Below are 23,116 nucleotides of genomic sequence, written 5' to 3'. Positions count from 1 at the left end.
CGTGAGCGGCCCGGAGCGCAGCGGAGAGGCTGCTCACCATATGCACAGTTTCAGCTCAGGGCGACGCCGGAGCGAAGCGGAGGTGGCGTCGTGAGCACCGTCCGTTCCCTGTGGTCCGCCGTGACGGTCCCCGGCGCGCCGGACCCCTTCGCCACGGCCCACCTCAAGGTGCACTACCCGGCGCTGGTCACCGGGTCGGACACCGAACGGCTCAGCGGCGTCTTCCAGGCCGACCCGTCCGGCGGCCCGTACCCGGTGGTGCTGGTGCTCAGCGGCATCAACGTCGGGCAGGACGCCTACCGCTGGCTCGCCGTCGAGCTCGCCGGGCAGGGGTTCGCCACCGTCACCTACGACTGGGTCGGCCCGCTCTTCGCCGGCCAGGTCGGCATCACACCCGGCGTGGACCTCGCCCTGGCCCGGCCCGGCACGTACGGCGACGGACCCACCTGCCAGGCCATCGACCCGATCCTCCGGCGGCTGGCCGAGCTCGACACCACCGAGGGACCCCTGCGGGGCGCGCTCGACCTGGACCGGGTCGCGCTGTTCGGGCACTCCGCCGGCGGCACCGTGGCCCTGCAGTCGGGGCGGTTCTTCCCGCAGGTGCGGGCGGTCGCCACGTACGGCGCGCACACGATGGTCTCCACGATGCTCGGCTGGCCCGCCGGCCACATCGCCGAGGCGCTCGTCGACTCGCCGGTGCTGCTCCTCGCGGGCACGGAGGACGGCGTCATCGCCGCCTCCGCCGACCGCTACGGCAGCTCCGGCAGCGCCGCGCACGACCCGGTCAACCGCACGTTCGACGAGGCGCTCAAGGACCGCGACGGCGACCACGTCCTCGCCACCCTGCACGGCGCCAACCACTTCAGCGTCGTCGAGCCCGCCGACCCCACCGCCGCCCGGTCGTTCCTGGACCGTCCGTCCACTGTGGGCGACGCGACGGCCCGCGGCGCCATCGCCGGCCTGCTGAACGCGTTCCTCCGCACCCACCTGCGCGGCGGCGACCCGGCCGCGCTCGACACGTTCCCCCCGGACCTGGTGTCCGTCCGGCGCCGCTGATCCGCGTTTTGGAGTGCCCCAATGTTGAAGAACTTCTGGTACGCGGTCGAGTTCGCCGACCGGGTCACCACCAAACCCCAGCGCGCCACGTGCCTCGGGCAGGAGCTGGTGCTGTACCGCACGCCGAAGGGCCGCCCCGTCGCCCTGTCGGACCTGTGCGTCCACCGCGGCGCCGCGCTGTCCGGCGGCTGGGTCAAGGACGACTCGATCGTCTGCCCGTACCACGGCTGGGAGTACGAGCCCAGCGGCGCCTGCGTGAAGATCCCCGCCAACCAGCCGGGCCGCGGCATCCCGAAGAAGGCCCGGGTCGACTCGTACCCGGTGCAGGAACGCTACGGCTTCATCTGGGTGTTCCTCGGCGACCTGCCCGAGGCGGAACGCCCGCCGATCCCGGTGTGGCCCGAGTTCGACGACCTCGTCACCAACGGCGGCCGCTTCAAGGTCGTCACCGGCGAGTACCTGTGGAAGTCCAACTACGAGCGGATCCTCGAGAACGGCTGCGACATCGCGCACACGCCGTTCGTGCACGCCGGCGCCTTCGGCAACCCGGAACGCCCCGACGTCGAGGAGTACGAGCTCGAGATCCCCGACGAATGGTCGGCGTTCGCGACGGTACGGCTGCATCCTCCGGCGCCCAAAGGCATCTGGGCGATGGTCGGGCGGCGCGGGAAGAACCTCAAGGAACGCCCGCCGGTGGCGACCACGGCCGGCTGGATGCTCCCCAACATGATCAAGCTGCATGTGCGGCTGCCGCTGGGCAACCTCATCATCTACGACACCAACATCCCCATCGACGAGACCACGACGCTCGTGAAGTGGGTCGCGCTGCGCGACTTCTTCACCGGCAACTGGGCCGACAAGAACGCGATCCAGCGGGTGGAGAAGATCTTCGGCCAGGACGCCCCGGTCGTCGACAAGGTCCGCCCCGAGCTGCTGCCGTTCGACCTCGGCGCGGAGCTGCACGTGAAGAGCGACCTGATCGCCGTGCACTATCGGCGCCGCCGGCAGGAGCTCGCCGAGCAGGGCTGGCTCCTCGGCGACGAGGACCGCATCATGGGCGACGTCCCGCGCCGCGAGGCGACGGTCATCGCGTCCCCGGCCCGCCGGGAGAACCCCGAACTCGCCCGCGCCTGGGTGCACAAGGCGAAGGGCGAACACCCCACGGTCGCCGAGGCGGAGCGCCTCGGGCAGGCCTATCTGGAGGAGCAGTGATGTCCCTTCCCCTGGCGCTCGCCACGCGGGCCCTCGACGCGATCCTCGCCGCGCCGTCGCTCGGCCTCGCCGAAGCCGGCTCGCCCTACCGGGAGCTGCGCTCCCCCATGTCACCGGCGCCGGTCGGCACGGTGCGGGTCTGGGAGGGCTCCGCGGCGGTCTCGCGGGTCGTGTACGTCGGGCTGACCGTGCCGCCGATCGGCCTGGACTCGCACATGGTGTTCGCGTTCACCGAGCCGAAGTCCGGGGTCCCGCACTTCACCGTCGACTCCGTGCACGGCGGCGAGTACTACGCCTACCACCTGGACCTCATCCCCCGGGCCGAACTGTCCTCGCACCTGTCCTACATGGATGGTGCGTACCACCCGCTGACCGGCCTCTACGAGGAGGCGTCGCAGCGCGAAGGGCTCAGCCGGGCACACATCGGCCCGCGCCAGCACGCCCTGATGTCGCCGTGGATGCTGGTGCACCGCGCCGACGAGGCCGCGTTCCGGGGCATGGACCCGATCGTCGACGCCTACGTGGCGCACTGGCTCGGCCTGGTCACGTCCGGCCTGCCCGCCGCCGTCGTGGAGTCCCTCGCCGACACCGACCTCGCGGCCCGCGACGCGACGGTGCGCGCGAACCTGTTCAGCCCCGCCGTCGACCCCGTGTGGGCGCAGGTCTCCCGGCTGCTCGGCGAGGCCGCCTCCGACGAGATCCGTGAGGTGCTGATCGGCGGGCCGCTCACGTGACCGAGCCTTCGGAATGGCAGCAGCGCATCGCCGGTGAATGGCACGGGCGGCCGAGCCTGTTCGACGCCGACGGCACCTGGCGCGGCTACGAGGACATCCGCCGCTCCTCGGTCTTCGAGGGCGGCGTCACGACGTACTACATGGACGGCGGCCTCGAGGGCGGCGGTCCCCTCGCGGGACGCTTCCGGCTCGGCGCGCCGTTCGCGTTCGGCGTCGTGGACTCCGACGCGGACCGGATCTACACCGGGCCCGACTTCTACGGCACCGGCCAGCCCTACGGCACGTTCGTCGACGCGCACTACTACGGCCCCGGCTGGCAGGTCGACCTGAACACCTGGAACCAGGTGCTCGGCGACGACACCCAGGTGTACTCCTCCATGCTGTACCAGGGGCCGGCGGTCGTCGGCTGCTTCAACGGCGTCTACAGGCGCGGTGTGTCCGCCGACGAGCTGGCCGCGCATCTCGCGGCGGAGACCCGCAACGGACCCGTCCCGTTCATCCTCCCGACCAAGCAGGCAGGTGCCTACAGTGGACGGTGCGAGCTGTGGGGGGCGGACCAGAAGCTGGCCGGCACCGTCGACGTCGAGATCGCCCTCACCCCCGTCGACCTGCTGCGCACCCGCCTGGCGGTCACCTGGTCCGGCGCGTTCGAACGCTCGTACACCGTGGACTGGCGGCGGGACGGGTTCCGGTCCTTCTACGAGGGGCCGGGCGCGTGGGGCAACGCGATCGCCTTCGGCCGCGCCAACTACAGCACCGTCCACTGCACCGACGTGGTGAAGCTGACCGGCCGCGAGTTCATGCTCGACGCCACCCCCGGCATGGGCGCCGGCACCACGCTCGCGGTGGCCTACCGCGTGTACCAGGGCGCCACGCTCACCGGTGTCGTGCACGGCTCGCTGTCGTGGAGTGCCTCATGATGACCGTCGTCGTGCACGGCTCGTTTTCGTGGAGCGCCTCATGACTGTCGTCGTGGTCACCGGTGGCACCCGGGGCATCGGCGCCGGGCTGGTCCGTGCGTTCCTCGCCCGGGACTGTCAGGTCGTCTACTGTGGACGTTCGCTGCCGGAGGGGTCCTCCGACCCCGACCCCCGGTCGCTCGGCGTGGTCGCCGACGTGACCGACCGGGACGCCGTGCGGCAGCTGTGGGACTCGGCGGTCGCCGCGTTCGGGCGGGTCGACATCTGGGTCAACAACGCCGGGGTGAGCACCGCCCGGAAACCGCTGTGGGAGCTGCCGCCGGACGAGCTCGACACCGTCATCGACGTGAACCTGCGCGGCCTCGCCCACGCCAGCGCCGTGGTCGTCGCCGCCATGCGCGCCCAGGGACACGGGGCCCTGTGGAACATGGAGGGCTTCGGCTCCGGCAACCAGAAGGCGCCCGGGCTCGCCGCGTACGGCGCGACGAAACGGGCCGTCACGTACCTCACCGACGCCCTGGCGAAAGAGCTCGGCAAGGACTCACCGGTCACCGTCGCGCACCTGTCGCCCGGCATGGTCGTCACCGACCTGCTGTCCCGCGACTACACGCCCGAGGAGTTCGCGAAGGCGAAGAAGATCTTCAACATCCTCGCCGACAAGGTCGAGACGGTCACGCCGTGGCTCGCCGACCGGGTGCTGCGCGGCGTGCCGAACGGTGGGCGGGTCGCCTGGCTCACCACCCCCAAGGCGTTCGGGCGCTTCGCCACCGCCGCCTTCCGCAAACGGGACCTCTTCGCATGACCGGTCATGACTACCCCGTCATCCTCGCCGTCGAGGACTTCGTGCCCACGCTGCTGGCCATGTACGGGTTCTGGCTCCTCGCGTCGCTGGGGCGGGTCACCCCCGGCCGGGTCGGGGCCGTGCTCATCGGCGCCGGCGGCATCGCGAAATCCGTCTGGAAGCTGCTCGTCGCCGGGTTCGGCGTCGACCTGCCATGGCTGGAGGGCGCGCTGTTCCCGCTCATGTCGGCGGGTGCGGTGCTGCTGATCTGGGCGCTGCTGCCCAGGGCACCGTGGTGGCCGTTCGCCGTCCTGTACGCCGCGGTCGCCGCCGGCGCCGTGACCGCCTCGACGATGAAACCCGTGTTCATCCTCGCCACCGCCGGGGTGACCACGGTCAGCGTCATCGGCGCCGTCTACGCCGGGCGGCGGCGCAACTGGACGGCCGTCGCGCTCTACGCGCTCGGCATCGTCCTCGTCACGGCGCTCGTGCCGCTGCGCAACCACCCCTCGCACGAGACGCTGCGCCTGCAGTGGATCGAGCAGGGCACGAACACCGCCGCGCAGCTGGCGTTCCTCGCCGCCGTGTGGCTGACCGTCTCCTCGTACCGTCGTTCCCCCGCTGAGGTGTCCGCATGACCGACGCACTCGGGTGGCGCCACAAGTTCGGCGTCATCGCCCCCTCCACCAACACGATCGTCGAACCCGACTTCTACGCCATGGGCGTGCCCGGCGTCACCGCGCACTTCTCCCGCATCCACATCCGCAACCAGGACCTCTCCACCGACGAAGGCTTCGAGAACCTGCTGGTCCAGATCCGCGAGGAGATCGGTCACGCCTGCGAACGGGTCCTCACCTGCGAGCCCGACTTCATGGTCATGGGCATGTCCGCGGAGACCTTCTGGGGCGGAGTCGAGGGCAACCGCGAGTTCGTCGCCCAGATCCACGGCATCACCGGCCTGCGGGTCGCCACGGGCGCCGAGGCCTGCGAACGCGCCCTGCACCTCTACGGCGCCCGCCGGATCGGCGTCGTCACCCCGTACCAGCCGGTCGGCGACGAGAACGTGGTCCGGTTCTTCTCCGAGCTCGGCTTCGAGGTCGTGCGGATCAAGGGCCTGCGCTGCCCGACCGCCGTGTCGATCGCCCACGTCACGGAAGCCGAGCTGCGCGCCGCGATCCTCGAGGTCGACGGCCCGGACGTCGACGCGATCGTGCAGTGCGGCACGAACCTGTCGATGGTCCGCCTCGCCGACGAGGCCGAACGCTGGCTGGGCAAGCCGGTGATCGCCATCAACGCCGCCACCTGGTGGATGGCCCTGCGCGACAACGACGTCCACGACAAGCTGCACGGCGTGGGCTCCCTCCTCCGCGACCACTGACCCCCACCCGGACGCAGGGTAGACTACGGAGAGCGACGCCTTCGAAGATCAATTAGGAATGGTCGGCTAGCGTAGGTAACGAACGGAACGCCCACCGCCGCCCACCTTCCCGTGTCTTCCCTGGCGCCGCGTCCAACTGCTCCTCTGCTCCGGACTCGGCTCCGGACTCACGGAGCAGCATCCGGGGTCACGGCCAGCTCAGCGTCGGGGACGGGTCGTGGCTCGCTGAGCATCGCGCGCCACGAGACGGCGATCGCGGTGATGGGCGGGGCGAGCAGGACACCGACCAGCCCGGCGAGCGCGGCGCCGGCCAGGGTGGCGGCGAGGATCGCCAACGGGTGCAGGTCGAGGGCACGGCCGAAGACGAAGGGACGCAGGACGCCTTCCAGGATGTTCTGCGTCACCAGGACGATCGCCAGCATCCACGCGGCCGCGACCGGCCCGCCGGCTCCGAGCGCGACCACGACCGCGAACACCGCCGACACCCACGCGCCGAGGTACGGCACGTACGCGGCGACGAACGTGATGAGCGCGATCATCCCGATGAGCGGCAGCCGGAGCGCGACCGCGCCGACGGTGATGACGACGGCGTCCATGGCCGCCACGACCGTCGTGCCGAGGACGTAGTGGCGTAGCCGGACCGCGGCGCTGTCCAGCATGCGGCGGGCCAGGCCGGGGGGCATCGGCAGCCGCCGGTCGAGGTGGTCGACGAACGCGGGACCGTCCTTGAACAGGTAGTACAGCAGGAACGCGCCCATGAGGACGCCGACCGCGGCCTGTGCCACCAGCGCGGCGGTGCTGAGCAGCGCCGAGCCGGCGCCGAGGAGCGCGTCGCGCCAGTGCGGCGAGCGCAGCAGCGTGTCCAGCGGGTCGGTGCCCAGTGCCGAGCGCAGGTGTTTGCCCGCGTCGTCGGCGACGCCGGCCCACGTCTCGCCGGCGCCGGCGACGGTGTGCCACACGAGGATCCCGAGCAGGACCAGCAGCGCGGGCACCAGCAGCGCCCCGGCGAGCGAGGCCACGGCCGCCGGGACCCCGCGCCGGCGCATCGCGGCGACGAAGGGTTGCAGCGCCGCGGCGATCGTGATGACGACGAGGACCGGTGCGACGACCGCGAGGACGACACCCACCCCGACGATCAGGGCGGCGGCACCGACGACGACGCCCGTGACCAGCCAACCGGACCGGCCCAGCCGCCTGAGCCAAGAGGGCATGCGGCCACAGTGCCCGAAGAAGGCGGGAGTCCGCGTCACACCGGGTGGATGACCCCCCATTGGAACGTATAGCAGGGCCCGGGTCTTGCGGCAAGACCCGGGTCATCCCTTACAAAAGGCCGCGAGAGAAACGGCCGCGGGAGAAGGAGAAGACCATGCGTGTGCTGGTGTCGTCGGCAGGGACGCGCGGTGACGTGCAACCGGTGCTGGCACTGGCCCTGGAGGTCCGCCGCCTCGGGCACGACGTCAGGTTGTGCGTGCCGCCCAACTTCGTGGACCTGGCCGCCGGTCACGGGTTCGACGCCGTGCCGATGGGGGTCGACATGAGCCGGCCGGCCGGGGCGATGGTGCCGGACCTGATCGCCGACCAGTTCGACACCGTCGGCGCCGCCGTCAAGGGATGCGACGTCGTCGTCGGGGCGAACGCGCACCAGTACGCGGCCCGGTCGGTCGCCGAGCTGCACGGCGTGCCGTACATCGGCGTCGTCTACGCGCCGGTGGCGCTGCCCTCACCCGATCACGCGCCGCCGCCCGCGCCGGGTGAGGCGTGGGCAGCGGACCCGGCGGACCACGAACGCCGGTGGGCCGCCACCACGGACGCCTGGAACGCCCGTGCCCTCGAGCGGGTCAACCGGCAGCGGGCCCGGCTCGGTCTGCCCGGGATCGCCGATGTACTGCGGCACAACCTGACCGACCGGCCGTGGCTGGCGGCGGACGCCACCCTCGGTCCGGCGCCGGCGACGCCCGGGATGGACGTCACGCAGACGGGCGCGTGGACGCTGCGGGACCCGGCGCCGCTGCCGCCGGACCTGGAGGCGTTCCTCGACGCCGGGGACCCGCCGGTGTACGCCGGCTTCGGCAGCATGCCACTGCCACCGGACGCCGGCCGGGCGGTCGCCGACGCGGTCCGCGCCGCCGGCCGCCGGGTCGTGCTGTCGCGCGGCTGGGCGGACCTGGGCCAGGTCGGCGGGACCGACGTTTTCGTGGTCGGCGAGGTGAACCAGCAGGCGCTGTTCGCGCGGGTCGCGGTCGCCGTGCACCACGGCGGGGCGGGCACCACGGTGACCGCCGCCCGCGCGGGCGTGCCGCAGGTGGTGCTCCCGTTGTTCAGCGACCAGTTCTACTGGGCGTCCAGGGTCACCGCGCTCGGCATCGGCCGCACCGCCCCGCAGTCCTCGATCCAGGCCCCGCCGCAGGGCCCGCCGAAGGAGTCGCTGCAGGAGGCGCTGCACGAGGCGTTGCGGCCCGAGGTCGAGGCGGCAGCGGGCGCGACGGCATGGGACATCACCACAGACGGCGCCGCCGTGGCCGCCGCGACGCTCACCCGCTGAGCCGACAGCGCCGCCGTGATGCTCACCCGCTGAGGGCGGTCACGACCGTGCGCGCCTTGCGGCGGCTCAGGTGGAACAGGCTCGCGAACGACACCCACGAGCCGTCGGTGAACTCGACCGTCAGCCGCCCCGGGTGCAGCCGATGCCAGCCCATCCGGGCGGACCGGACCTCGGAGCGCGGCGCGTCCCACAGCGCCAGCAACCGCTCGCCGGCCGGCCGGCTGTGCAGGGACGGCTCGTCGACGAAGTAGGCCTGGTCGCGCGGCTCGTACAGGCGCAGGCGGGAGTCCGTGACCACCAGCAGCAGCGGGCTGTGCCCCAGGGTCGCCTTCCGGCACGCGGCGGCGCTCGACGTGGCCGCGCCGCCGCCGGACCGGCCGAACACCAGCCACCAGAAGAACCCCTGCCCCGGCTTCGGCGGGGACAGGATCGCGCCGGCGACGGCGCCCGCGACGGCACCGGCCGGGGCGGGCTCGTCGTCGCCGGCCGGTGGCAGCGGCGGGTCGAGGCCGAGCGGCGCGTTAGCGACGACGGCGGCGAGGACCCGCTCCCCGGGCGCGAGCTCGGCGAGCGCGTCGGCGTAGACCGCGGCGGCGGACGGGTCAGTATCCATCCCGGTCCCGCTCGGGCAACGGTTCGAGCAGCGCCCGCACGGCCTCCTTCGACAGCTCCGCGGCGTTGTCCTGGGCGCGCTTCGCGGCCTGCAGGAAGTCCTCGGCGAGGTCCTGCGACGCGCTGCGCATGGCGCGCGGGTCGAGCCGCACGTCGGTGACCGCGCCGTCGGAGGTGACCCGGACCAGGACGAGACCCGAGTCGCTGATCCCCTCGGCGGTCCTGCCGGCGAGGGCGCCGAGGCGGTCGCCGAGGTCGCGGCTCATCGTGTCGAGACCTTGCACGAGCGCCTCGAGCCGGTCCAGGGACGGATACTCGGTCATATGCCCACCATATCGATGAGGTCCTGGATCGGTTTGAAGTACGGCCCGGTCACGTCCTTGTAGGTGCCGTCATGGACGTAGTTGCGGTCCTTCTTGCCGTCCTGGATGTCGTTGTACCCGACGACGCCGTCGAGGATCGTGCCGCCCAGGCCGGGGATGTTGATCGGCGAGGCGGCGTTGATGGCGAGCTTGCCCGGCAGCGACCACAGGAACTTCTCCATCTGGAAGTTCACCCCCGCCTTGGACCACATGGCCTTCTTCCAGGGCGAGAACTGGCGCTTCATCACGAACAGCTTCTTCATCTTCGACGCGTACTTCATCAGCAGCTCCGCGACCTTGCCGATGCGGGTGGCGAGGCGGGCGAGGATGGCGGCGAACCGGCCGATGACCTTCCACATGCGGCCGAGCGTCGCGGCGAGCCGGGCGACGGCCCGCACCGCGAACGCGACGGCGCTCGCGCCGAAGGACACCGCCGCCGCGACCGCGGCGATGATGAGCTCGGCGAGATACCACAGGATGAACTCGAAGATGATCTCGCAGAGCAGGTTGAACGCCTCGACGCAGGCGTTCGCCGCCTCGACGAGGATCTGCGCCATCTGGTCGAAGCCGTCGGCGAGGTCCTTGACGGCGTCGATGAAGTCGTCCATCGCGGTGCCGAACGCGTCGCTGGCCGGGCCGCGCCAGTGCGGGCGCAGCAGCGCCACGTTCTGCCGGTGCTGCTCGGCGGCGTCGCGGACCTGGCCGCCGGTGGCGAGGGACTTGCGGGCCGCCTCCATCAGGTCGTCGGGCTCACCGGCGACGAGCTCGAGCAGCTGCTCGAACGGCCACAGCACCGCCTGGGTCAGGCCTTTGAACGGCTCGGGGCACCACGCGACGAGCTGCTCGAAGTAGGTCTTGTTGCGTTGCAGCGCGACGGTGCTCATCAGGCCTCCCTCGGCGTGAAGAGGTCCTTGTTGGCCAGCTCGTTCGCCTCGTACGCGGCGCGCTCCTCGGACACGCCGCCGGCGATCTCCTCGAAGGCCTCGTAGCCGTCGGCGAGCCCGGTCCGGCACGCCTCGGCGACCTGCTGGTAGATGTCCCAGAACTGGAACGACGCGGGCAGCAGCCCGAAGGACATCCGGCCGACCTCGGTGCCGGCGCCGCCGGCGCGCATGGTCTCGAAGCGGTCCGCGACGGCGTGCGTCCGGTTCACGAACGACGTCATCTCGGCCGGATCGACGTAGCTTTCCTCTGCGCCCACTCCGCTCCCCCCGGTCGTGGTCGAATGCGGCAGAGGGTACCAATCCCGCGCCCCGCCGGGCTGCCCCCCGCTTCCCGGTTCCGGTACTGTTCGACGAAAGTGAATGCCGGTTGCCGTGTCGTTCGGGGGGTTGCGATGACAGCTGTCCAGCACAACCAGCAGTCCGAGGCGTTGCCGCCGCTGCCGTTGCCCGCCGCGACGGGCTGTCCGTTCGACCCGCCGGCGCAGTTCGAGCAGCTGCGCGCCGGCAGCCCGGTGATCCGGGTCGGCTGCCCGACCGGGGTGCAGGCGTGGCTGGTGAGCCGCTACGCCGACGTGCGGGAGGTGCTCGGCGACCCGCAGCGCTTCAGCAACCGGCCCGGCACGGCCGCGCACATCCTGCTCGGCTTCGGCGGTGACATCCCCGTCGGCGAGGGCGAGTTCCCGCGCATGGACGGCGCGGAGCACCTGCGCTTCCGGCGGCACATGGCGCCCGAGGTCTCCAACATGAAGCGGATCGGCCAGCTGCGCCCCCTCGTGCAGGAGATCGTCGACGAGCACCTCGACGCGCTCGCGCAGGCCACGACGCCCGTCGATCTGTACGGTGAGTTCGCCCGCCCGGTGACGACGGCCGTGATCGCCGGCCTGCTCGACGTCCCCAAGGAAGACCACCACCTGTTCAAGACGGCGGCGGAGGCGCTGTCCGACGGCAGGTCCAGCGCCGAGGACGTCGCCGGCGCGATGCAGCCGCTGTTCGGATACCTGTACATGACGGTGATGACCCGCCGGGCGAACCCCGGCGAGGACGTGATCAGCCGGATGATCGCACGCAGCGACCAGACGGACCGGCCGTTCACCGACATGGAGCTGGTCATGATGAGCGCCGCGATGCTCATCGCCGGCTACGACACGACCGCCAGCATGATCGGTCACGGGCTCCTGGCGCTGCTGGAGCACCCGCACGAGCTGGACCGGCTGCGTGCGGACCCGTCGCTGGCCGGCGTCGCCGCCGAGGAGCTGGTGCGCTATCTGGGCGTCGGCGCGGGGCTGCTGCGTGAGGTCACCGAGGACACCGAGATCGCCGGGCAGCCGGTGAAGGCCGGCGACTACGTGGTCGTGGCCATCCAGTCGGCGAACCGGGACCCGGGCCTGTATCCCGACGGCGACACCCTCGACATCGGCCGGGCCACCGGGCCGCACCTGGGCTTCGGGCACGGCCCGCACCAGTGCGTCGGCCAGCAGCTCGCCCGCCTGGAGCTGACCACGGTCCTGGCGACGCTGCCGCGGCGGATCCCGTCGCTGCGCCTCGCCGTGCCGCTCGACGACATCCGCTTCAAGGTGGACACGTCGGTGTACGGGCCGGAGACGCTACCGGTCACGTGGGACGCGATCGAGCCGGCCGGGAAGGCGGACGTCTGATGCGGGTCGAGGTGGACGCCGGCAAGTGCATCGGCTCCGGTGTGTGCGCGCTCGTCGCCGGTGAGGTGTTCGACCAGCGCGACGACGACGGTGTGGTGATCCTGCTCGCCGAGCACCCGGCGCAGGAGCATCACGAGGCGGTGTACGAGGCCGCGACCCGCTGCCCGGCGGCCGTCATCGAGGTGCACGCCGCCGGCTAGGTGTCAGGTGGTGTGCGCGATCCGGGTCAGCTCACGCCACAGCAGCACCACGAACAGGGCCGACCCGGCGAAGGCGAACCAGAACGGTGCCGTCACGCCGACGCGTGTCGCCAGGACACCGCCGATGACGGACCCGGCGACGAGACCACCGAAGACGCAGATGGTGTTGACGCTGCCGACGCGGCCCTGCAGGTGGTCCGGCACGGCCCGCTGCCGGACGGTGATCGACGTGGTGCCCCACACGAACGCGTGCGCGCCGAAGACGAACAGGATGACGGAGGCGACCCACGCCGACGTCGTCACGGCGAGCGCGAGATGCGTGACGGTCTCGATGATGAGCCCGGCCCGCATGATGTTGCCGAGGCTGAAGCGGCGGGTCAGCCTCCCGTAGAGGCCGGTGCCGAGCAGCCCCCCGGCGGCGGAGACCGTGGTGAGCAGCCCGAAGCCGACCGCGCCGAGGCCGAGGCGTTGCTGCACGTACAGCACGAGGACGGACCACGCGGCGCCGAACGTGACGTTGAAGACGAGGATCGTCAGCGACAGGGTCCGCACCGCCGGGTGCCGGATCGTCCAGCGGAACCCTTCGACGACCGCCTGCCGCACCCCGCCCGGCGGGTCGCCCGCCTCCGGGGCCGGCTTCGCGGGCAGCACGACCCGGGAGACGAGCAGGACACCGGCCGTGACGAGGACCGTCTCGGCGGCGAACGGCCACGCCAGCCCGGCGGCGAACAGCACCGCGCCGATCGGTGGCCCGGCGAGCTGGTTGAGGGTGATGAACCCGGCCTGCAGCCGGGCGTTGGCGACCACGAGGTCGTCGCGGTGCACGAGTGTCGGGGTGAGCGTCGCGGCGGCGTTGTCGGCGAACACCTCGGCCGTCGTCAGCAGCCCCAGCGCGACGAGCGCGGCCACGACCGACAGCCGGTCGGCGGCGATCAGGGCGACGAGCGCGACCAGCAGGACGGCGCGGAACGCGTCGGCGGCCATGACGATCCGCCGCCGGTCGAGCCGGTCGGACAGCACCCCGGCGTACAGGGCGAAGACCAGCGCCGGCGCCCACCGCAGCAGCGCCGCCAGCGACACCAGGAACGCGTTGTCCGTGAGCGACGCGACGAGCAGCGGCCCGGCCGCGACCGCGATCCCGTCGCCGAGGTTGCTCGTCCACGACGAGGCCAGCAGCCACCGGAACCCGGCGCCCAGCCGCGCCGGCACGACCTTCTCCACGACATCGCCCACGAGGACGGAACCCTACCCGTACTCAGGACAGCTTGAGCGGGTGCCGGCGGCGACGCATGCAGCCTCGCCGCCGGCGGCCCTGTTCGGCGGCTGCCTACGCCCGCTGCCTGCGTCTGGCTCTCGCGGGGAGGACCACGAGGGCGCCGGCGCCGGTCAGCAGCAGGGCCGTGCCCCACAGGACGATCACCGGGAGGATGCCGTCGTCGCCGGTCTTCGGCAGTGCCTGCCCGGCGGCCTCCGCGGCGGTCGCCGCCGTCGACCTGACCGTGAACTTCGCGACGATCGTCGTGTCGGCGGGGCCGGTCACCGGGTCGGCGCCGTTGTTGCACTCGGTGTCGACCTGCGGGTGGTCGAACAGGATGTCCGCGACGGTGAGCGTGACGAGGCCGGGTGTGCCGGCGGTGAACTGGCCGGTGAGCGTCGCGCCGGGCACCGTCGCCTGGGCGGCGATCGCGCCGTAGGCGGGGCCGGTGAGCTTCACGGTGCCGGTCTGCGCGCCGCTGAGCTTCACGGTCGCGGTCGGTTTGAGGTCGCCGGCCGTGATCGGCGCGGGGCCGTTCTTGCCGCCGTTGTCGAAGGTGTACGTGACGGTGACGTTCGCGCCGTAGCCGGGGTTGGCCGGTGACATGCTCAGGGTGTGCGTCGCGGTCCAGTCGCGGATCGTGCTGAGCGTCTTGCACTTCATCGTCACCGACGCCGGCCCGAACGTCTCCGCGGGTGTGGCCGCCTCCGACGCGCCGGCACTCGCCGACGCACTGGCGCCGGCGGACGCGCTGGTGCTGGCCGACGCGCTCGCACTCGCGGACGCGCTGGCACTCGCCGACGCGCTGACGCTCGCCGACCCGGACGGCGCGGGGGTCACGACGGCCGACGCGGTGACCGGAGTGTCCGCCGGTGCCGCCTTGTGGTCGCGGTCGCCGCTCGCCGAGCAGTACGTCGTCGCGGTGCTGTTGGCGAACGCGACCTGCCGCACGGTCAGCGACACGGTGCCCGCCGCCGTCGCCGTGTACGTGCCGGTGGCGCTGACCGGGCCGAGCGGCACCGCGGCGGCCTTCGCCGACGCCGGGTACGCGGACTGGTTGAGCGTGACGGTCCCCGTCTGCGCGCCGCCGAGGGCGACGGTCACCCGCACCGGCACGTCACCGGCGTTGAGCGGCACCGGCCCGTTGGTGACACCGGCGACGGCGGCGAGGGTCACGGTCACCGTCTGGCCCGCGGCGGGGCTCGCCGGGGTCTGGCTGAGGGTGAACGTGTCGCTCCACGTGGTCGGCGAGGTGCCGGTCCCGGCGTCGCTGAAGTACAGCCGGCAGCCGAGGCTCGCCTCGACCGGCGCGGCCACGGCCGGCCCGGCGAGTGTCACGACGCCGACGAGACCGCCGACAGCGGTGACCGCCAGGGCAGCCGCCCCGGCCGCGACACGCCGCACGCGGGTCAACCCATTGCCCGCGGCCGCGAAACGGCGCACGCCGGTCACGTCCACGTCCACGCCCGCGGCCGCAGGACCACGCGGGCCGGTCACACCCATGTCCGCGGTCGCAGGACGGCGCACGGCGGTCACATCCCTTCCGCGGTGCGGGCGCGGCGGCGGCGGGCCGGGAGGACGACGAGGAGGCCGACGCCGACGGTCAGCAGCGCCGAGCCGGCGAGCAGCACCACGAACGGTTCGTCGCCCGGGCCGGTCTTCGGCAGTGCGGTCGCCTCGGGCGCGGCCGTGGTCGGCGCGGCCTGGGTGGTCGGCTGGGCGGCGGCGCCGAAGGTGAGCTTCACCGACGCCTTGTTGGCGGCGATCTCGCCCGCGTTGCCGCCGGACGGGAGGATCTGCGCGGCGATCACGCAGGTGCGTTTCGTGCAGTCGAAGGTGCCGAACTTGGCGGCCAGCTTCAGCGTGACCGTCGGCAGTTTGCCGGCGGCGTCGGCGTTGACGAACTGGGAGCCGCCGGCGAGGTTGCAGTCGGTCGGGCCCTTCACCTCCTCGATGCACTGCCCGACCGCGATCTGCTTCAGGTTCGCGGTGAAGCCGCTGCCGCCGACCGTCACGGACGTGCCGTCGGTGAGGCCGGTCGTCTTGCTGACCGTGAGCGTGGGCGCGGCCTGCTTGGCGGTGAAGGCGGGCGCCGCGCCGAGCGGCACGACACCGGCGACCGCCGCGGCGGTCAGCACCGCGAGGGTCGAGATCCGTCGTTGCATCGGGAGTCTCCTCATGTGGTAGCGCTCGTGTGGTCGCGCGACCGGGTCGCGCCCGGGTCGTCGCGGGTCTGGGTCGCGCTCGGGTCGTCGCGGGTCTGGGTCGCGCTCGGGTCGTCGCGGGTCTGGGTCGTGCCGGACCGGTTGACGGCGGCGAGGTCGGTGCCGAGGTAGGAACGCACGACGGCCGGGTGTGCGCGGACGTCGTCCGGGGTGCCGTCGGCGATGACCCGGCCGCTCTCCATGGCGAGCATGCGGGTGGCGAGCCGGGACAGCAGCGGCAGGTCGTGCTCGATGACGAGCAGGGTGGTGCCGAGCTCCCGGTGGACGCGCAGCAGCAGGTCGCCGAGGGCCGCGCCGTCCGCCTGGGACACACCCGAGGACGGCTCGTCGAGCAGCAGCAGCGCCGGTTCGAGCGCGAGCAGGCAGGTGATCTCGACCATCCGCCGGGTGCCGGTCGACAGGTTCCCGACCAGGGAGCCGGCCACAGTGGACAGTCCCATGAGGTCGACGAGGTCGGCGGCGCGTGCGGCCTTGCGGCGTTCGGCGACGGGACCGCCCAGCGCGGAGGTGAGCAGGTGGCTCGGCGCCGTGCGCTCCCCCGCCGTCATCACGGTCTCCAGGACGGTCATCGTGGCGAACAGCCGCGCGTCCTGGAACGACCGGACGAGCCCGAGCCCGGCCCGGCGCTCCGGGGTGGCCCGGGTGACGTCCCGCCCCGCGAACGTCACGGTCCCGGCGTCCGGCGGCACGAACCCGGCGAGGATCTCGAACAGGGTCGTCTTCCCTGCGCCGTTCGGCCCGATGATGCCGAGCACCTCCCCGGCGGTCACGTCGAGGTGGACGCCGTTGACCGCGGTGACCCCGCCGAACGCCTTCGCGATGTCCCGCACCACGAGCAGCGGCTCACCACCGGCGGGCACCCGCAACGGCACCGTCCGGGCGGGCAGGGTCGGCGCCGCGTGCCGGCCCGCCACCGGCCGGTCCAGCACCACGGGCGTCGTGGGCGGCAGCGCATCGGCGGGCGACGCGGAAACAGGCGACGCGGAACCAGGCGACGCGGAACCAGACGGCTCGGAAGCGGACGGCTTCGAAACGGACGGTTCGGAGGCGGGTGGGCGGGACCACCGGGCGGTGAGGGCGTCGCGGGCCCGCACCAGTACACCTCCGAGACCGCCGGGGAGCAGCACGACGACGAGCAGCCAGCCCAGGGTGAGCGCCGCCTGGCCCGGGATGCCGAGGTCCACGAAGGACGGGATGCCGACGATGACGAGCGCGCCGAGCAGCGGCCCGCCGAGCAGGCCGATCCCGCCGACGACGGTGACCGCGACGACGTCCACGCTCGCCGACGCCGGGAAGCTGTTGACCGTCAGCTGGGTCTGGCCGTGGCCGATGACCGCGCCGCCGAGGCCCGCGAGGGCGCCGGCGACCGCGTACGCCTGGAGTTTGCGCAGCGGCGCGGACACGGTCAGCGCCCGCGCGGCCTCCTCGTTGTCCCGCAGCGCGGTCAGCAGGCGGCCGAACGCGCCGCGGCGCAGGTTCGCCGTCAGCCACATGCCGAGGCCGAGCATGAGCAGCGCGAACAGGTAGTAGTCCTTCGCCACGTCCAGGGTGTAGCCGGCCCAGCGCGGTTTCGGGGTGCTGACGCCGGAGCCGAGCAGCCAGTCGCGGCGCAGCAGGTACGCGCTGGTGGCGAGCGCGAACGCGAGGGTGGTGACGGCGAGGGCGAGACCGCGCAGCCGCAGCGCGGGCACCCCGACGGCCGCGGCGGCGAGGGCGGCCGCGGCGCAGCCGGCGACGACACCGGCGAAGAAGTTGCCGGTGTCCGCGCCGACCCGCACCGACACGGCGCCGCCGATGCCGGCGAACGCGAACTGGCCCAGTGACAGTTCTCCGGCGACGCCGGTGACGACGAGGACGGACAGCGCGACGAGCGTGAAGCCGGCGACCGTGGTCAGCGCCGACGCGGTCTGGTTGTCCACCAGGTACGCGAGCGCCGCGGCGAACAGGAAGCCGGCCGCGGCGACGAGCCGGCCGAGGTGCCGCACGGGCCACGGGCCGGTCAGCGGCGCCGCGCCGGAGCGGGTCCAGCCGCCGTCGTCGGTGTCGCGGCGGCCGAGCCGGGGCTGGCGCAGCAGCGCGATGAGGATCGTCGCGCCGAGCACGACCTGTACCAGACCGGTGCCCGAGGAACCGGACAGCAGGACCTGTTCGAGGACGCCGATGCCCAGCGACGCCGCGAACGCGACGGGGATCGACGACAGCCGGGCGATGACCGCACCGGCGAGACCTTTGAGCAGCAGGTCCGGGCCGAGCGTGTCGATCGACTGGGCGCCCTGGGTGGGTGTGACGAGGATGGCGGAGAACGCGGCGATCCCGCCGGCGATCGCCCACGCGACGGTCGCCATGCGGGGCGCGGCGACGCCGTCGAGGAGCGCGGCGGACGGCTGGTCGGCGGCGGCGCGGATCGCCAGGCCGTGCCGGGACCGTTTCAGGAACACCGCCAGGGCGACGAGCAAAACGGGGGTGAGGATCAGCATCGCGGTGAACGCGGGCCCGACCGGGGTCCGCCCGACGGTGAACGACGGCAGCCCCGGCGGCTTCGGGAACGTGGCGCCGCTGACGCCCTGCCGGTTCACCAGCAGCGACACGACGAGGATGAACTGCGACAGGCCGAGCGTGGCGATCATGCCGATGACCCGGGAGCGGTGCCGGAGCCGGCGCACGACGCCCGCTTCGACACCGGCCGCGACACCGGCGGCGACGAGCATCGCGGCGGGGAACGCGACCCAGTAGGGCAGGCCCTCCCCGACGACGAGGCGGCCCAGGACCGCGGCGCCGAAGACGCCGATGGAGCCGTGCGCGAAGTTCACGAACCGGCTCGACCGGTAGGTCAGCACCAGTCCCACGGCCAGCAGCGCGTAGGTGAGCCCGGTGAACAGTCCCAGCAGGATCCGGTCCGGCCCGAAGTCATATCCGAGCAGGGTCACGCGTGCCCCCCGAGCATCAGCGACTGGACGAGGTCCGGGCGGCCGGCGAGGTCCGCGGACGTGTGTTCGGCGACGATCGTCCCCTTCTCCATGAAGTACGCCCGATCCACAAGGGACAGTGCGACGTTGACCGACTGTTCGACGACGAGCAGCGCGGTGCCGAGCCGGTTGAGCCGGCGGACCATCTCCAGGAGACCGCCGACGACGACCGGGGCGAGGCCGAGCGAGAACTCGTCGATGAGCAGCACCCGCGGGCGCTGGATGAGCGTCTTGGCGAGGACCAGCATCTGCCGTTCACCGCCGGACAGGGTCGAGGCGGGTTGGTCGCGCCGCTCGTACAGGCGGGGGAAGACCGCGAACGCGCCGTCGACGGCCTTGCGCAGGCGCCCGTCGCGGCGGCTGACGGTGTAGCCGTACATGCGCAGGTTCTCCGCGACGGTCAGCGACCCGAACGCCTGCTGGCCAACCACTGTGGACAGTCCCAGGCGGACGCGGCGGGCGGCGGGCACGGCGGTGATGTCCCGGCCGGCGAGCAGCACCCGGCCCGTGCCGGGGCGTTGCAGGCCGGCGAGGACCCGCACGAGGGTGGTCTTGCCGACGCCGTTCGGGCCGCAGACGCCGACCATCTCGCCGTCGGCGACGCGGACGCCGACGCCGTAGAGGACCTGCACGGGACCGTAGGCGGCGTCGACGCCGGTGCACGCGATCGCGTCAGCGGGCGGCAAAGGGGGCCTCCTCGCCCTGGTAGGCGAAGCAGCCGCAGCCGTTGTCGTACGCCATCGAGCGGTAGCCGTTGGCGGCGGAGTAGCGGCCGGGGCCGAGCAGTCCGGTGAAGCCGGTGGCGGGGCTGAAGCCGGTGCCGATCGCCCGTGCCGCCCGTGACCAGGCGGCCGCGTTGAGGTCGGCGCCGAGGTCGCGGGCGCCGGCCTGCAGCAGCCGTGCCGCGTCGCAGTAGGGGAACGCGACGCGGGCGTTCTCGCGGGTCGCGAACGTCTGCCCGTCGGCGGCGTACACCGCCAGGCACGCCTTCTCCGCGTCGGTGCCGGGGAACGGGTACGCGCTGTCGGGGACGTCCTGGCTGGGGTTGAAGCCGATGCCGACCGCGCCCTGCAGACCCTCACGCGGGATCGTCGCCGGGTTGTTCACCAGGAAGCTCGGGTTGTCGAAGCTGGACAGCGCGTAGCGGGCGGTGAAGCTCTGCGCGGCGGCGACGGTGAGGAAGAACGACGCCATCCGGGCGCCGCCGAGGAAGAACACCCGGTCGATGCCTTTGGCCCGGAAGTCGACGGCGGCCTGGTTCAGCCCGGCGTTGAGGGTGCCGAGGTCGGTGGTGTCGATCCAGGCGACCGCCGGTGTCACGTTGAGCCGTTTCAGCTCCGGTACCGCCAGCCGTTCGTACGCGCTGCGGTTGGTGGGCGTGTCGGCGGCGACGACACCGGCCTTGGCCGCGCCTTCGAAGTACCGGGAGGCCGCCAGGCTGCCGAGGAACGCGCGGACGAACTCGTCGTAGTCCGGGTAGCTGGCCGACCACAGGTACGGTGCGAGCTTGGTGAACGTGGTCTGGTCGTTGGCGACGAGGGTGGCGTCGAGCACGAGGGTGCGCCGGGTCGCGTAGCAGGGGCGGGCGTTGCTCTGGAACTGGCCGGTGAGCACGACCGCGAACGCCTTGTCGTCCTGGGTGATCTGGTTGCACAGCCGTTCCTCGGCGGCCGGTGAGTCGTCGGCGGCCTCGTAGTTGCGGTAGACGGCGACGAGTTTGCGGCCGGCGATGCCGCCGTTGGCGTTGACCCACGTCTCGATCGCCTTGACCTGGCGGGCCGGGTCGCCAGCGTCGGCGGTCTTGAAGCCGGTGACGCTGGCGGTGGCCTTGAGGTCGACGCCGACGAACACGACCTTGACGCTGTCGGCGGTCACCCCGGGCCCGGTGCCGGTGAGCTGCTGGTCGCCGCCGGGGCCGTCGAGCGCGCCGGGCATCACCGACGAGCAGCCGGCGAACGCGACCACGGCCACGACGGCGGCGATGCCTGCCCGCAGCGCGAGGGACGGGTCATGCACCCGCATCGGGGTTCCCCTTCCGCCGGCCGGGCCGGCTCTTCCGTGGCCGCTGCAGGGCGGCCCGCCAGTCGTCGGCGTCCGCGTGGCCGGCGAGGTACGCGTCGAGCTCCCCGAGGTCGACGACGGCCGCGCTGCCGGTGGTCTCCTCCGGCGGTTTGGCAGGGCGGCCGCCGGTGAGGACCGCGTCGAGGGCGGCGAGGTCGACGATCGCCGTGCCGCCGTCGCCGTCGGGCTCGCCGAGCAGCTCGCGCAGGGTCGCGGCGCTGATCTGGGCCGTTGCCCGCCGGCGGAGCCGGTTCGCGCCGGGCGCGTCGTCGAAGACGAGGACGGCGCCGAGCGCGGGTACCCGGACCAGGGGCGGCAGCAGCAGCGGGTCGTCGCTCTGCGGGACGGGGGCGCCGGCGAGGCGCCGGGCCTTGAGCCGGCGGTGGACGCCGAACACGATGAGCGCGACGCCGAGCCCGTTGAGTGCCAGGAGCCCCCACGGGTAGGCGTCGTGGGCGACCGAGGCGGCGCCGAGCCCGGCGATGTCGGCGCGGACCTGGTACCGGCCGAACGCCGCGAACGGGATGGTCACCGGGACCCGGTACTCGCGGGTCTCGCCGGGGCGGATCTCGCCGGAGCGCGGCGCCTCGGCCGGGTCCCCGCCGCCCTTGCCGACGCGGACGTTGAGCGGCAGTTCCCGCAGGCTCTGCCCGCCGGGGTTGCGGACCTCGTAGACGAGGGTCCGGTCGGCGCGGGCGCCGAACCACTCCGTCCACGACGGGCGGCCGTCGAGGCGGATGCGGACCACGTCGAGGCGGGCGACGGTGCCCGCCACGGCCGGCGCCGGGCCCGTGGTGTGGCCGGGGATGTCGAGGGGCACGTCGACGTGCCCGCTGGTGCCGGTGCCGACGAGCGCCACGTGCACGACGCACGGGCAGGGGCGGGGCGGGTCACCGACGCGGATGTCGACGCTGAACGTCCCGTCGGGCCTGGCCGGGGTCGCGAGCGCGGCGCGCATGTCGCAGGCGCCGGACCCGGTCAGGGCGAGCTCGCCGCACGTGACGACCTGCAGCAGCTGCCCGGCGGGCCAGCCGGCACCGGTGACCCGCAGTGTCGTGCCGGGTTTCGCCGACGGGGCGCCGACGCTCGCGGTCAGGCCGTCGGCGCGCGCCGGGGCGGCCGGCAGCCACACCGGCGCGGCGAGGGCCAGTCCGCACAGGACGGTGAGGGTCCGCCTCATCGCACCGTCACCGGTTCGGGCAGTCGCCTGCGCGGCTTGGCGGTCGCGGCGGTGGCGCGGCGCCGGCGGTACCAGAGCAGCAGCACGAGACCGGCGGCGGCGACGGCGAGCGCCGGCCACGACACGACCACCGTCGTGTCCTGCGACCGTGCGGAGACGCCGCCGTCGGCGGTGACGGTGACCGAGGTGGTGACGACGTCGAACGGCCACACGCCGCTGATGGCGCCGGAGAGCCGGGTCTTCGCGCCGGGCAGCAGGTCGATCTGCGGTGCGGTGCCGTGCCGGCGGATGTGGTGGCCGAACAGGCCGGTGACGCGCACGGACAGCGTCGGCGGCAGGTGCAGGTTGCCGGTGTTGACGACGTCGTAGGTGTAGGAACCGTCCACTGTGGTCGGCAGCCACGGCTGGTCGTGGCGGGTCGTCACCCGCTCGACCCGCAGGCCCGGGATGGTCGGCCCGCTGACGCGCAGGTAGACGCGGGCGGCCACGGCGCGGCGGACGGTGACGTCGACGCCGTTCTGCTTCGTGGTGGCGCCCGGCTGTTCCTCCATGGCGACGACCCCGCCGACGTGGTCGCCCGGGGTGGCGTTGGCCGGCACGGTGATGACGAACGGGACGTCCGCCTGCGACTTCGCGGGCACGGTCACGGTCGCGGCGCCGACCCGCGTCCACGCGCCGACGTCGACGTTCGCGGCGTCGGCGGTCCGCAGGCCGAACCCGCCGTCGTTCGGGGTGTTGTACGCGTCGGCGCCGTAGAGGCGGAACGTGCGCGGCTGGTCGGCGAGGTTGGTGACCCGCACCGAGTCCTGCACGGAGGTGCCCGGCGGCGACTCGAGGAAGAAGTACAGCCGCGGCGCCGGTCCGGCCTGCGCGGGCGGCGTGGGGTTGACGGACCACTCGCCGTTGTCGGCCGCGTGGGCGGGTGCCGGCACCGCCCCCAGTGCCAGGGCGGCGACGGCCGCCACGACCTTGAACCGCATGCGTCCTCCTCGGGCTGGAGAGGTGGGGGCCCGGCAGGGCCCCCACCCGGCCG

The 23,116-nt window shown here is 73.1% G+C and carries 23 protein-coding genes; 10 read left to right on the top strand and 13 right to left on the bottom strand.

Annotated features, from left to right (window positions below; genetic code table 11):
- Window positions 1–90 precede the first annotated feature (90 nt).
- From ACZ6TV_RS37935 to ACZ6TV_RS37905, 7 genes are read left to right on the top strand one after another with little or no spacing between them, the layout of a single operon-like run.
- Window positions 91–1,056, top strand: coding sequence for an alpha/beta hydrolase family protein (locus tag ACZ6TV_RS37935; RefSeq protein WP_465303204.1), 966 nt, complete (start codon window positions 91–93; stop codon window positions 1,054–1,056).
- Between the two features lie 21 nt (window positions 1,057–1,077).
- Window positions 1,078–2,268, top strand: a complete 1,191-nt coding sequence (locus ACZ6TV_RS37930; RefSeq protein ID WP_465303202.1) for an aromatic ring-hydroxylating dioxygenase subunit alpha — start codon at window positions 1,078–1,080, stop codon at window positions 2,266–2,268.
- Window positions 2,268–3,002: a hypothetical protein gene (locus ACZ6TV_RS37925; RefSeq protein WP_465303200.1), complete on the top strand. Its 735-nt coding sequence runs from the start codon at window positions 2,268–2,270 to the stop codon at window positions 3,000–3,002. The genes ACZ6TV_RS37930 and ACZ6TV_RS37925 overlap by 1 nt, the downstream gene beginning before the upstream one ends.
- Window positions 2,999–3,922 carry a hypothetical protein gene (locus ACZ6TV_RS37920; protein ID WP_465303198.1) on the top strand — a complete coding sequence of 308 codons (924 nt, stop codon included), beginning with the start codon at window positions 2,999–3,001 and terminating at the stop codon, window positions 3,920–3,922. Before ACZ6TV_RS37925 ends, ACZ6TV_RS37920 begins: the two co-directional genes overlap by 4 nt.
- A 40-nt stretch (window positions 3,923–3,962) precedes the next feature.
- Window positions 3,963–4,724 (top strand): SDR family oxidoreductase, encoded by a 762-nt coding sequence (locus ACZ6TV_RS37915; RefSeq protein ID WP_465303196.1) that lies wholly within the window; start codon window positions 3,963–3,965, stop codon window positions 4,722–4,724.
- Window positions 4,721–5,341, top strand: a complete 621-nt coding sequence (locus tag ACZ6TV_RS37910; protein WP_465303194.1) for a hypothetical protein — start codon at window positions 4,721–4,723, stop codon at window positions 5,339–5,341. The genes ACZ6TV_RS37915 and ACZ6TV_RS37910 overlap by 4 nt, the downstream gene beginning before the upstream one ends.
- Window positions 5,338–6,081 carry a maleate cis-trans isomerase family protein gene (locus ACZ6TV_RS37905; RefSeq protein ID WP_465303192.1) on the top strand — a complete coding sequence of 248 codons (744 nt, stop codon included), beginning with the start codon at window positions 5,338–5,340 and terminating at the stop codon, window positions 6,079–6,081. Before ACZ6TV_RS37910 ends, ACZ6TV_RS37905 begins: the two co-directional genes overlap by 4 nt.
- A gap of 167 nt (window positions 6,082–6,248) precedes the next feature.
- On the opposite strand, the gene ACZ6TV_RS37900 is transcribed toward ACZ6TV_RS37905, so the two are convergent.
- Entirely contained in the window at window positions 6,249–7,292 is a 1,044-nt protein-coding gene (locus ACZ6TV_RS37900; RefSeq protein WP_465303190.1) for an AI-2E family transporter, read from the bottom strand.
- A gap of 155 nt (window positions 7,293–7,447) precedes the next feature.
- Between ACZ6TV_RS37900 and ACZ6TV_RS37895 the strand changes: the two genes are divergently transcribed.
- Complete coding sequence (locus ACZ6TV_RS37895) at window positions 7,448–8,623, top strand: glycosyltransferase (protein WP_465303188.1); 1,176 nt, start codon at window positions 7,448–7,450, stop codon at window positions 8,621–8,623.
- A 22-nt stretch (window positions 8,624–8,645) separates the two neighbouring features.
- Here the strand turns inward: ACZ6TV_RS37895 and ACZ6TV_RS37890 are convergent, their stop codons facing one another.
- From ACZ6TV_RS37890 to ACZ6TV_RS37875, 4 genes are read right to left on the bottom strand one after another with little or no spacing between them, the layout of a single operon-like run.
- On the bottom strand, window positions 8,646–9,236 hold the full coding sequence (locus ACZ6TV_RS37890) for a hypothetical protein (protein WP_465303186.1): 591 nt from the start codon (window positions 9,234–9,236) through the stop codon (window positions 8,646–8,648).
- Window positions 9,226–9,558 carry a YbaB/EbfC family nucleoid-associated protein gene (locus ACZ6TV_RS37885; protein ID WP_465303184.1) on the bottom strand — a complete coding sequence of 111 codons (333 nt, stop codon included), beginning with the start codon at window positions 9,556–9,558 and terminating at the stop codon, window positions 9,226–9,228. Before ACZ6TV_RS37885 ends, ACZ6TV_RS37890 begins: the two co-directional genes overlap by 11 nt.
- Entirely contained in the window at window positions 9,555–10,481 is a 927-nt protein-coding gene (locus ACZ6TV_RS37880) for a WXG100 family type VII secretion target (protein WP_465303182.1), read from the bottom strand. The genes ACZ6TV_RS37885 and ACZ6TV_RS37880 overlap by 4 nt, the downstream gene beginning before the upstream one ends.
- Window positions 10,481–10,798 carry a hypothetical protein gene (locus tag ACZ6TV_RS37875; RefSeq protein WP_465303180.1) on the bottom strand — a complete coding sequence of 106 codons (318 nt, stop codon included), beginning with the start codon at window positions 10,796–10,798 and terminating at the stop codon, window positions 10,481–10,483. The genes ACZ6TV_RS37880 and ACZ6TV_RS37875 overlap by 1 nt, the downstream gene beginning before the upstream one ends.
- A 135-nt stretch (window positions 10,799–10,933) precedes the next feature.
- Between ACZ6TV_RS37875 and ACZ6TV_RS37870 the strand changes: the two genes are divergently transcribed.
- Window positions 10,934–12,196 carry a cytochrome P450 gene (locus tag ACZ6TV_RS37870; RefSeq protein WP_465303178.1) on the top strand — a complete coding sequence of 421 codons (1,263 nt, stop codon included), beginning with the start codon at window positions 10,934–10,936 and terminating at the stop codon, window positions 12,194–12,196.
- Window positions 12,196–12,396, top strand: a complete 201-nt coding sequence (locus ACZ6TV_RS37865) for a ferredoxin (RefSeq protein ID WP_465303176.1) — start codon at window positions 12,196–12,198, stop codon at window positions 12,394–12,396. The genes ACZ6TV_RS37870 and ACZ6TV_RS37865 overlap by 1 nt, the downstream gene beginning before the upstream one ends.
- A 3-nt stretch (window positions 12,397–12,399) precedes the next feature.
- Here ACZ6TV_RS37865 and ACZ6TV_RS37860 read toward each other — a convergent pair whose 3' ends face one another.
- The 8 genes from ACZ6TV_RS37860 to ACZ6TV_RS37825 form a co-directional block, all read right to left on the bottom strand.
- Window positions 12,400–13,629: an MFS transporter gene (locus ACZ6TV_RS37860; protein WP_465303174.1), complete on the bottom strand. Its 1,230-nt coding sequence runs from the start codon at window positions 13,627–13,629 to the stop codon at window positions 12,400–12,402.
- A gap of 94 nt (window positions 13,630–13,723) precedes the next feature.
- Window positions 13,724–15,055: a hypothetical protein gene (locus ACZ6TV_RS37855; protein ID WP_465303172.1), complete on the bottom strand. Its 1,332-nt coding sequence runs from the start codon at window positions 15,053–15,055 to the stop codon at window positions 13,724–13,726.
- Window positions 15,056–15,183: 128 nt separating this feature from the next.
- A complete protein-coding gene (locus tag ACZ6TV_RS37850) occupies window positions 15,184–15,816 on the bottom strand; it encodes a neocarzinostatin apoprotein domain-containing protein (RefSeq protein WP_465303170.1) in 633 nt (210 codons plus the stop codon).
- Between the two features lie 11 nt (window positions 15,817–15,827).
- Entirely contained in the window at window positions 15,828–18,803 is a 2,976-nt protein-coding gene (locus ACZ6TV_RS37845) for an ABC transporter permease subunit (RefSeq protein ID WP_465303168.1), read from the bottom strand.
- A complete protein-coding gene (locus ACZ6TV_RS37840) occupies window positions 18,800–19,528 on the bottom strand; it encodes an ABC transporter ATP-binding protein (RefSeq protein WP_465303166.1) in 729 nt (242 codons plus the stop codon). Before ACZ6TV_RS37840 ends, ACZ6TV_RS37845 begins: the two co-directional genes overlap by 4 nt.
- On the bottom strand, window positions 19,515–20,864 hold the full coding sequence (locus ACZ6TV_RS37835) for a type 1 periplasmic-binding domain-containing protein (protein WP_465303164.1): 1,350 nt from the start codon (window positions 20,862–20,864) through the stop codon (window positions 19,515–19,517). Before ACZ6TV_RS37835 ends, ACZ6TV_RS37840 begins: the two co-directional genes overlap by 14 nt.
- Window positions 20,851–22,083, bottom strand: coding sequence for a hypothetical protein (locus ACZ6TV_RS37830; protein ID WP_465303162.1), 1,233 nt, complete (start codon window positions 22,081–22,083; stop codon window positions 20,851–20,853). Before ACZ6TV_RS37830 ends, ACZ6TV_RS37835 begins: the two co-directional genes overlap by 14 nt.
- Window positions 22,080–23,063, bottom strand: a complete 984-nt coding sequence (locus ACZ6TV_RS37825; RefSeq protein ID WP_465303160.1) for a WxL protein peptidoglycan domain-containing protein — start codon at window positions 23,061–23,063, stop codon at window positions 22,080–22,082. The genes ACZ6TV_RS37830 and ACZ6TV_RS37825 overlap by 4 nt, the downstream gene beginning before the upstream one ends.
- Window positions 23,064–23,116: the final 53 nt, after the last annotated feature.

Source organism: Dactylosporangium sp. NPDC051087, from assembly GCF_055586325.1.
The sequence above is the reverse complement of the archived record's forward strand: the minus strand, read 5'-3'. Positions and strand labels throughout refer to the sequence as shown.

Excerpts from the sequence above, each read along its gene's own strand:
- ACZ6TV_RS37930 (WP_465303202.1), top strand. The coding sequence starts at position 1,078 with ATGTTGAAGAACTTCTGGTACGCGGTCGAGTTCGCCGACCGGGTCACC.
- ACZ6TV_RS37925 (WP_465303200.1), top strand. The coding sequence starts at position 2,268 with ATGTCCCTTCCCCTGGCGCTCGCCACGCGGGCCCTCGACGCGATCCTC.
- ACZ6TV_RS37915 (WP_465303196.1), top strand. The coding sequence starts at position 3,963 with ATGACTGTCGTCGTGGTCACCGGTGGCACCCGGGGCATCGGCGCCGGG.
- ACZ6TV_RS37910 (WP_465303194.1), top strand. The coding sequence starts at position 4,721 with ATGACCGGTCATGACTACCCCGTCATCCTCGCCGTCGAGGACTTCGTG.
- ACZ6TV_RS37905 (WP_465303192.1), top strand. The coding sequence starts at position 5,338 with ATGACCGACGCACTCGGGTGGCGCCACAAGTTCGGCGTCATCGCCCCC.
- ACZ6TV_RS37900 (WP_465303190.1), bottom strand. The coding sequence starts at position 7,292 with ATGCCCTCTTGGCTCAGGCGGCTGGGCCGGTCCGGTTGGCTGGTCACG.
- ACZ6TV_RS37895 (WP_465303188.1), top strand. The coding sequence starts at position 7,448 with ATGCGTGTGCTGGTGTCGTCGGCAGGGACGCGCGGTGACGTGCAACCG.
- ACZ6TV_RS37890 (WP_465303186.1), bottom strand. The coding sequence starts at position 9,236 with ATGGATACTGACCCGTCCGCCGCCGCGGTCTACGCCGACGCGCTCGCC.
- ACZ6TV_RS37885 (WP_465303184.1), bottom strand. The coding sequence starts at position 9,558 with ATGACCGAGTATCCGTCCCTGGACCGGCTCGAGGCGCTCGTGCAAGGT.
- ACZ6TV_RS37880 (WP_465303182.1), bottom strand. The coding sequence starts at position 10,481 with ATGAGCACCGTCGCGCTGCAACGCAACAAGACCTACTTCGAGCAGCTC.
- ACZ6TV_RS37870 (WP_465303178.1), top strand. The coding sequence starts at position 10,934 with ATGACAGCTGTCCAGCACAACCAGCAGTCCGAGGCGTTGCCGCCGCTG.
- ACZ6TV_RS37865 (WP_465303176.1), top strand. The coding sequence starts at position 12,196 with ATGCGGGTCGAGGTGGACGCCGGCAAGTGCATCGGCTCCGGTGTGTGC.
- ACZ6TV_RS37850 (WP_465303170.1), bottom strand. The coding sequence starts at position 15,816 with ATGCAACGACGGATCTCGACCCTCGCGGTGCTGACCGCCGCGGCGGTC.
- ACZ6TV_RS37835 (WP_465303164.1), bottom strand. The coding sequence starts at position 20,864 with ATGCGGGTGCATGACCCGTCCCTCGCGCTGCGGGCAGGCATCGCCGCC.
- ACZ6TV_RS37830 (WP_465303162.1), bottom strand. The coding sequence starts at position 22,083 with ATGAGGCGGACCCTCACCGTCCTGTGCGGACTGGCCCTCGCCGCGCCG.
- ACZ6TV_RS37825 (WP_465303160.1), bottom strand. The coding sequence starts at position 23,063 with ATGCGGTTCAAGGTCGTGGCGGCCGTCGCCGCCCTGGCACTGGGGGCG.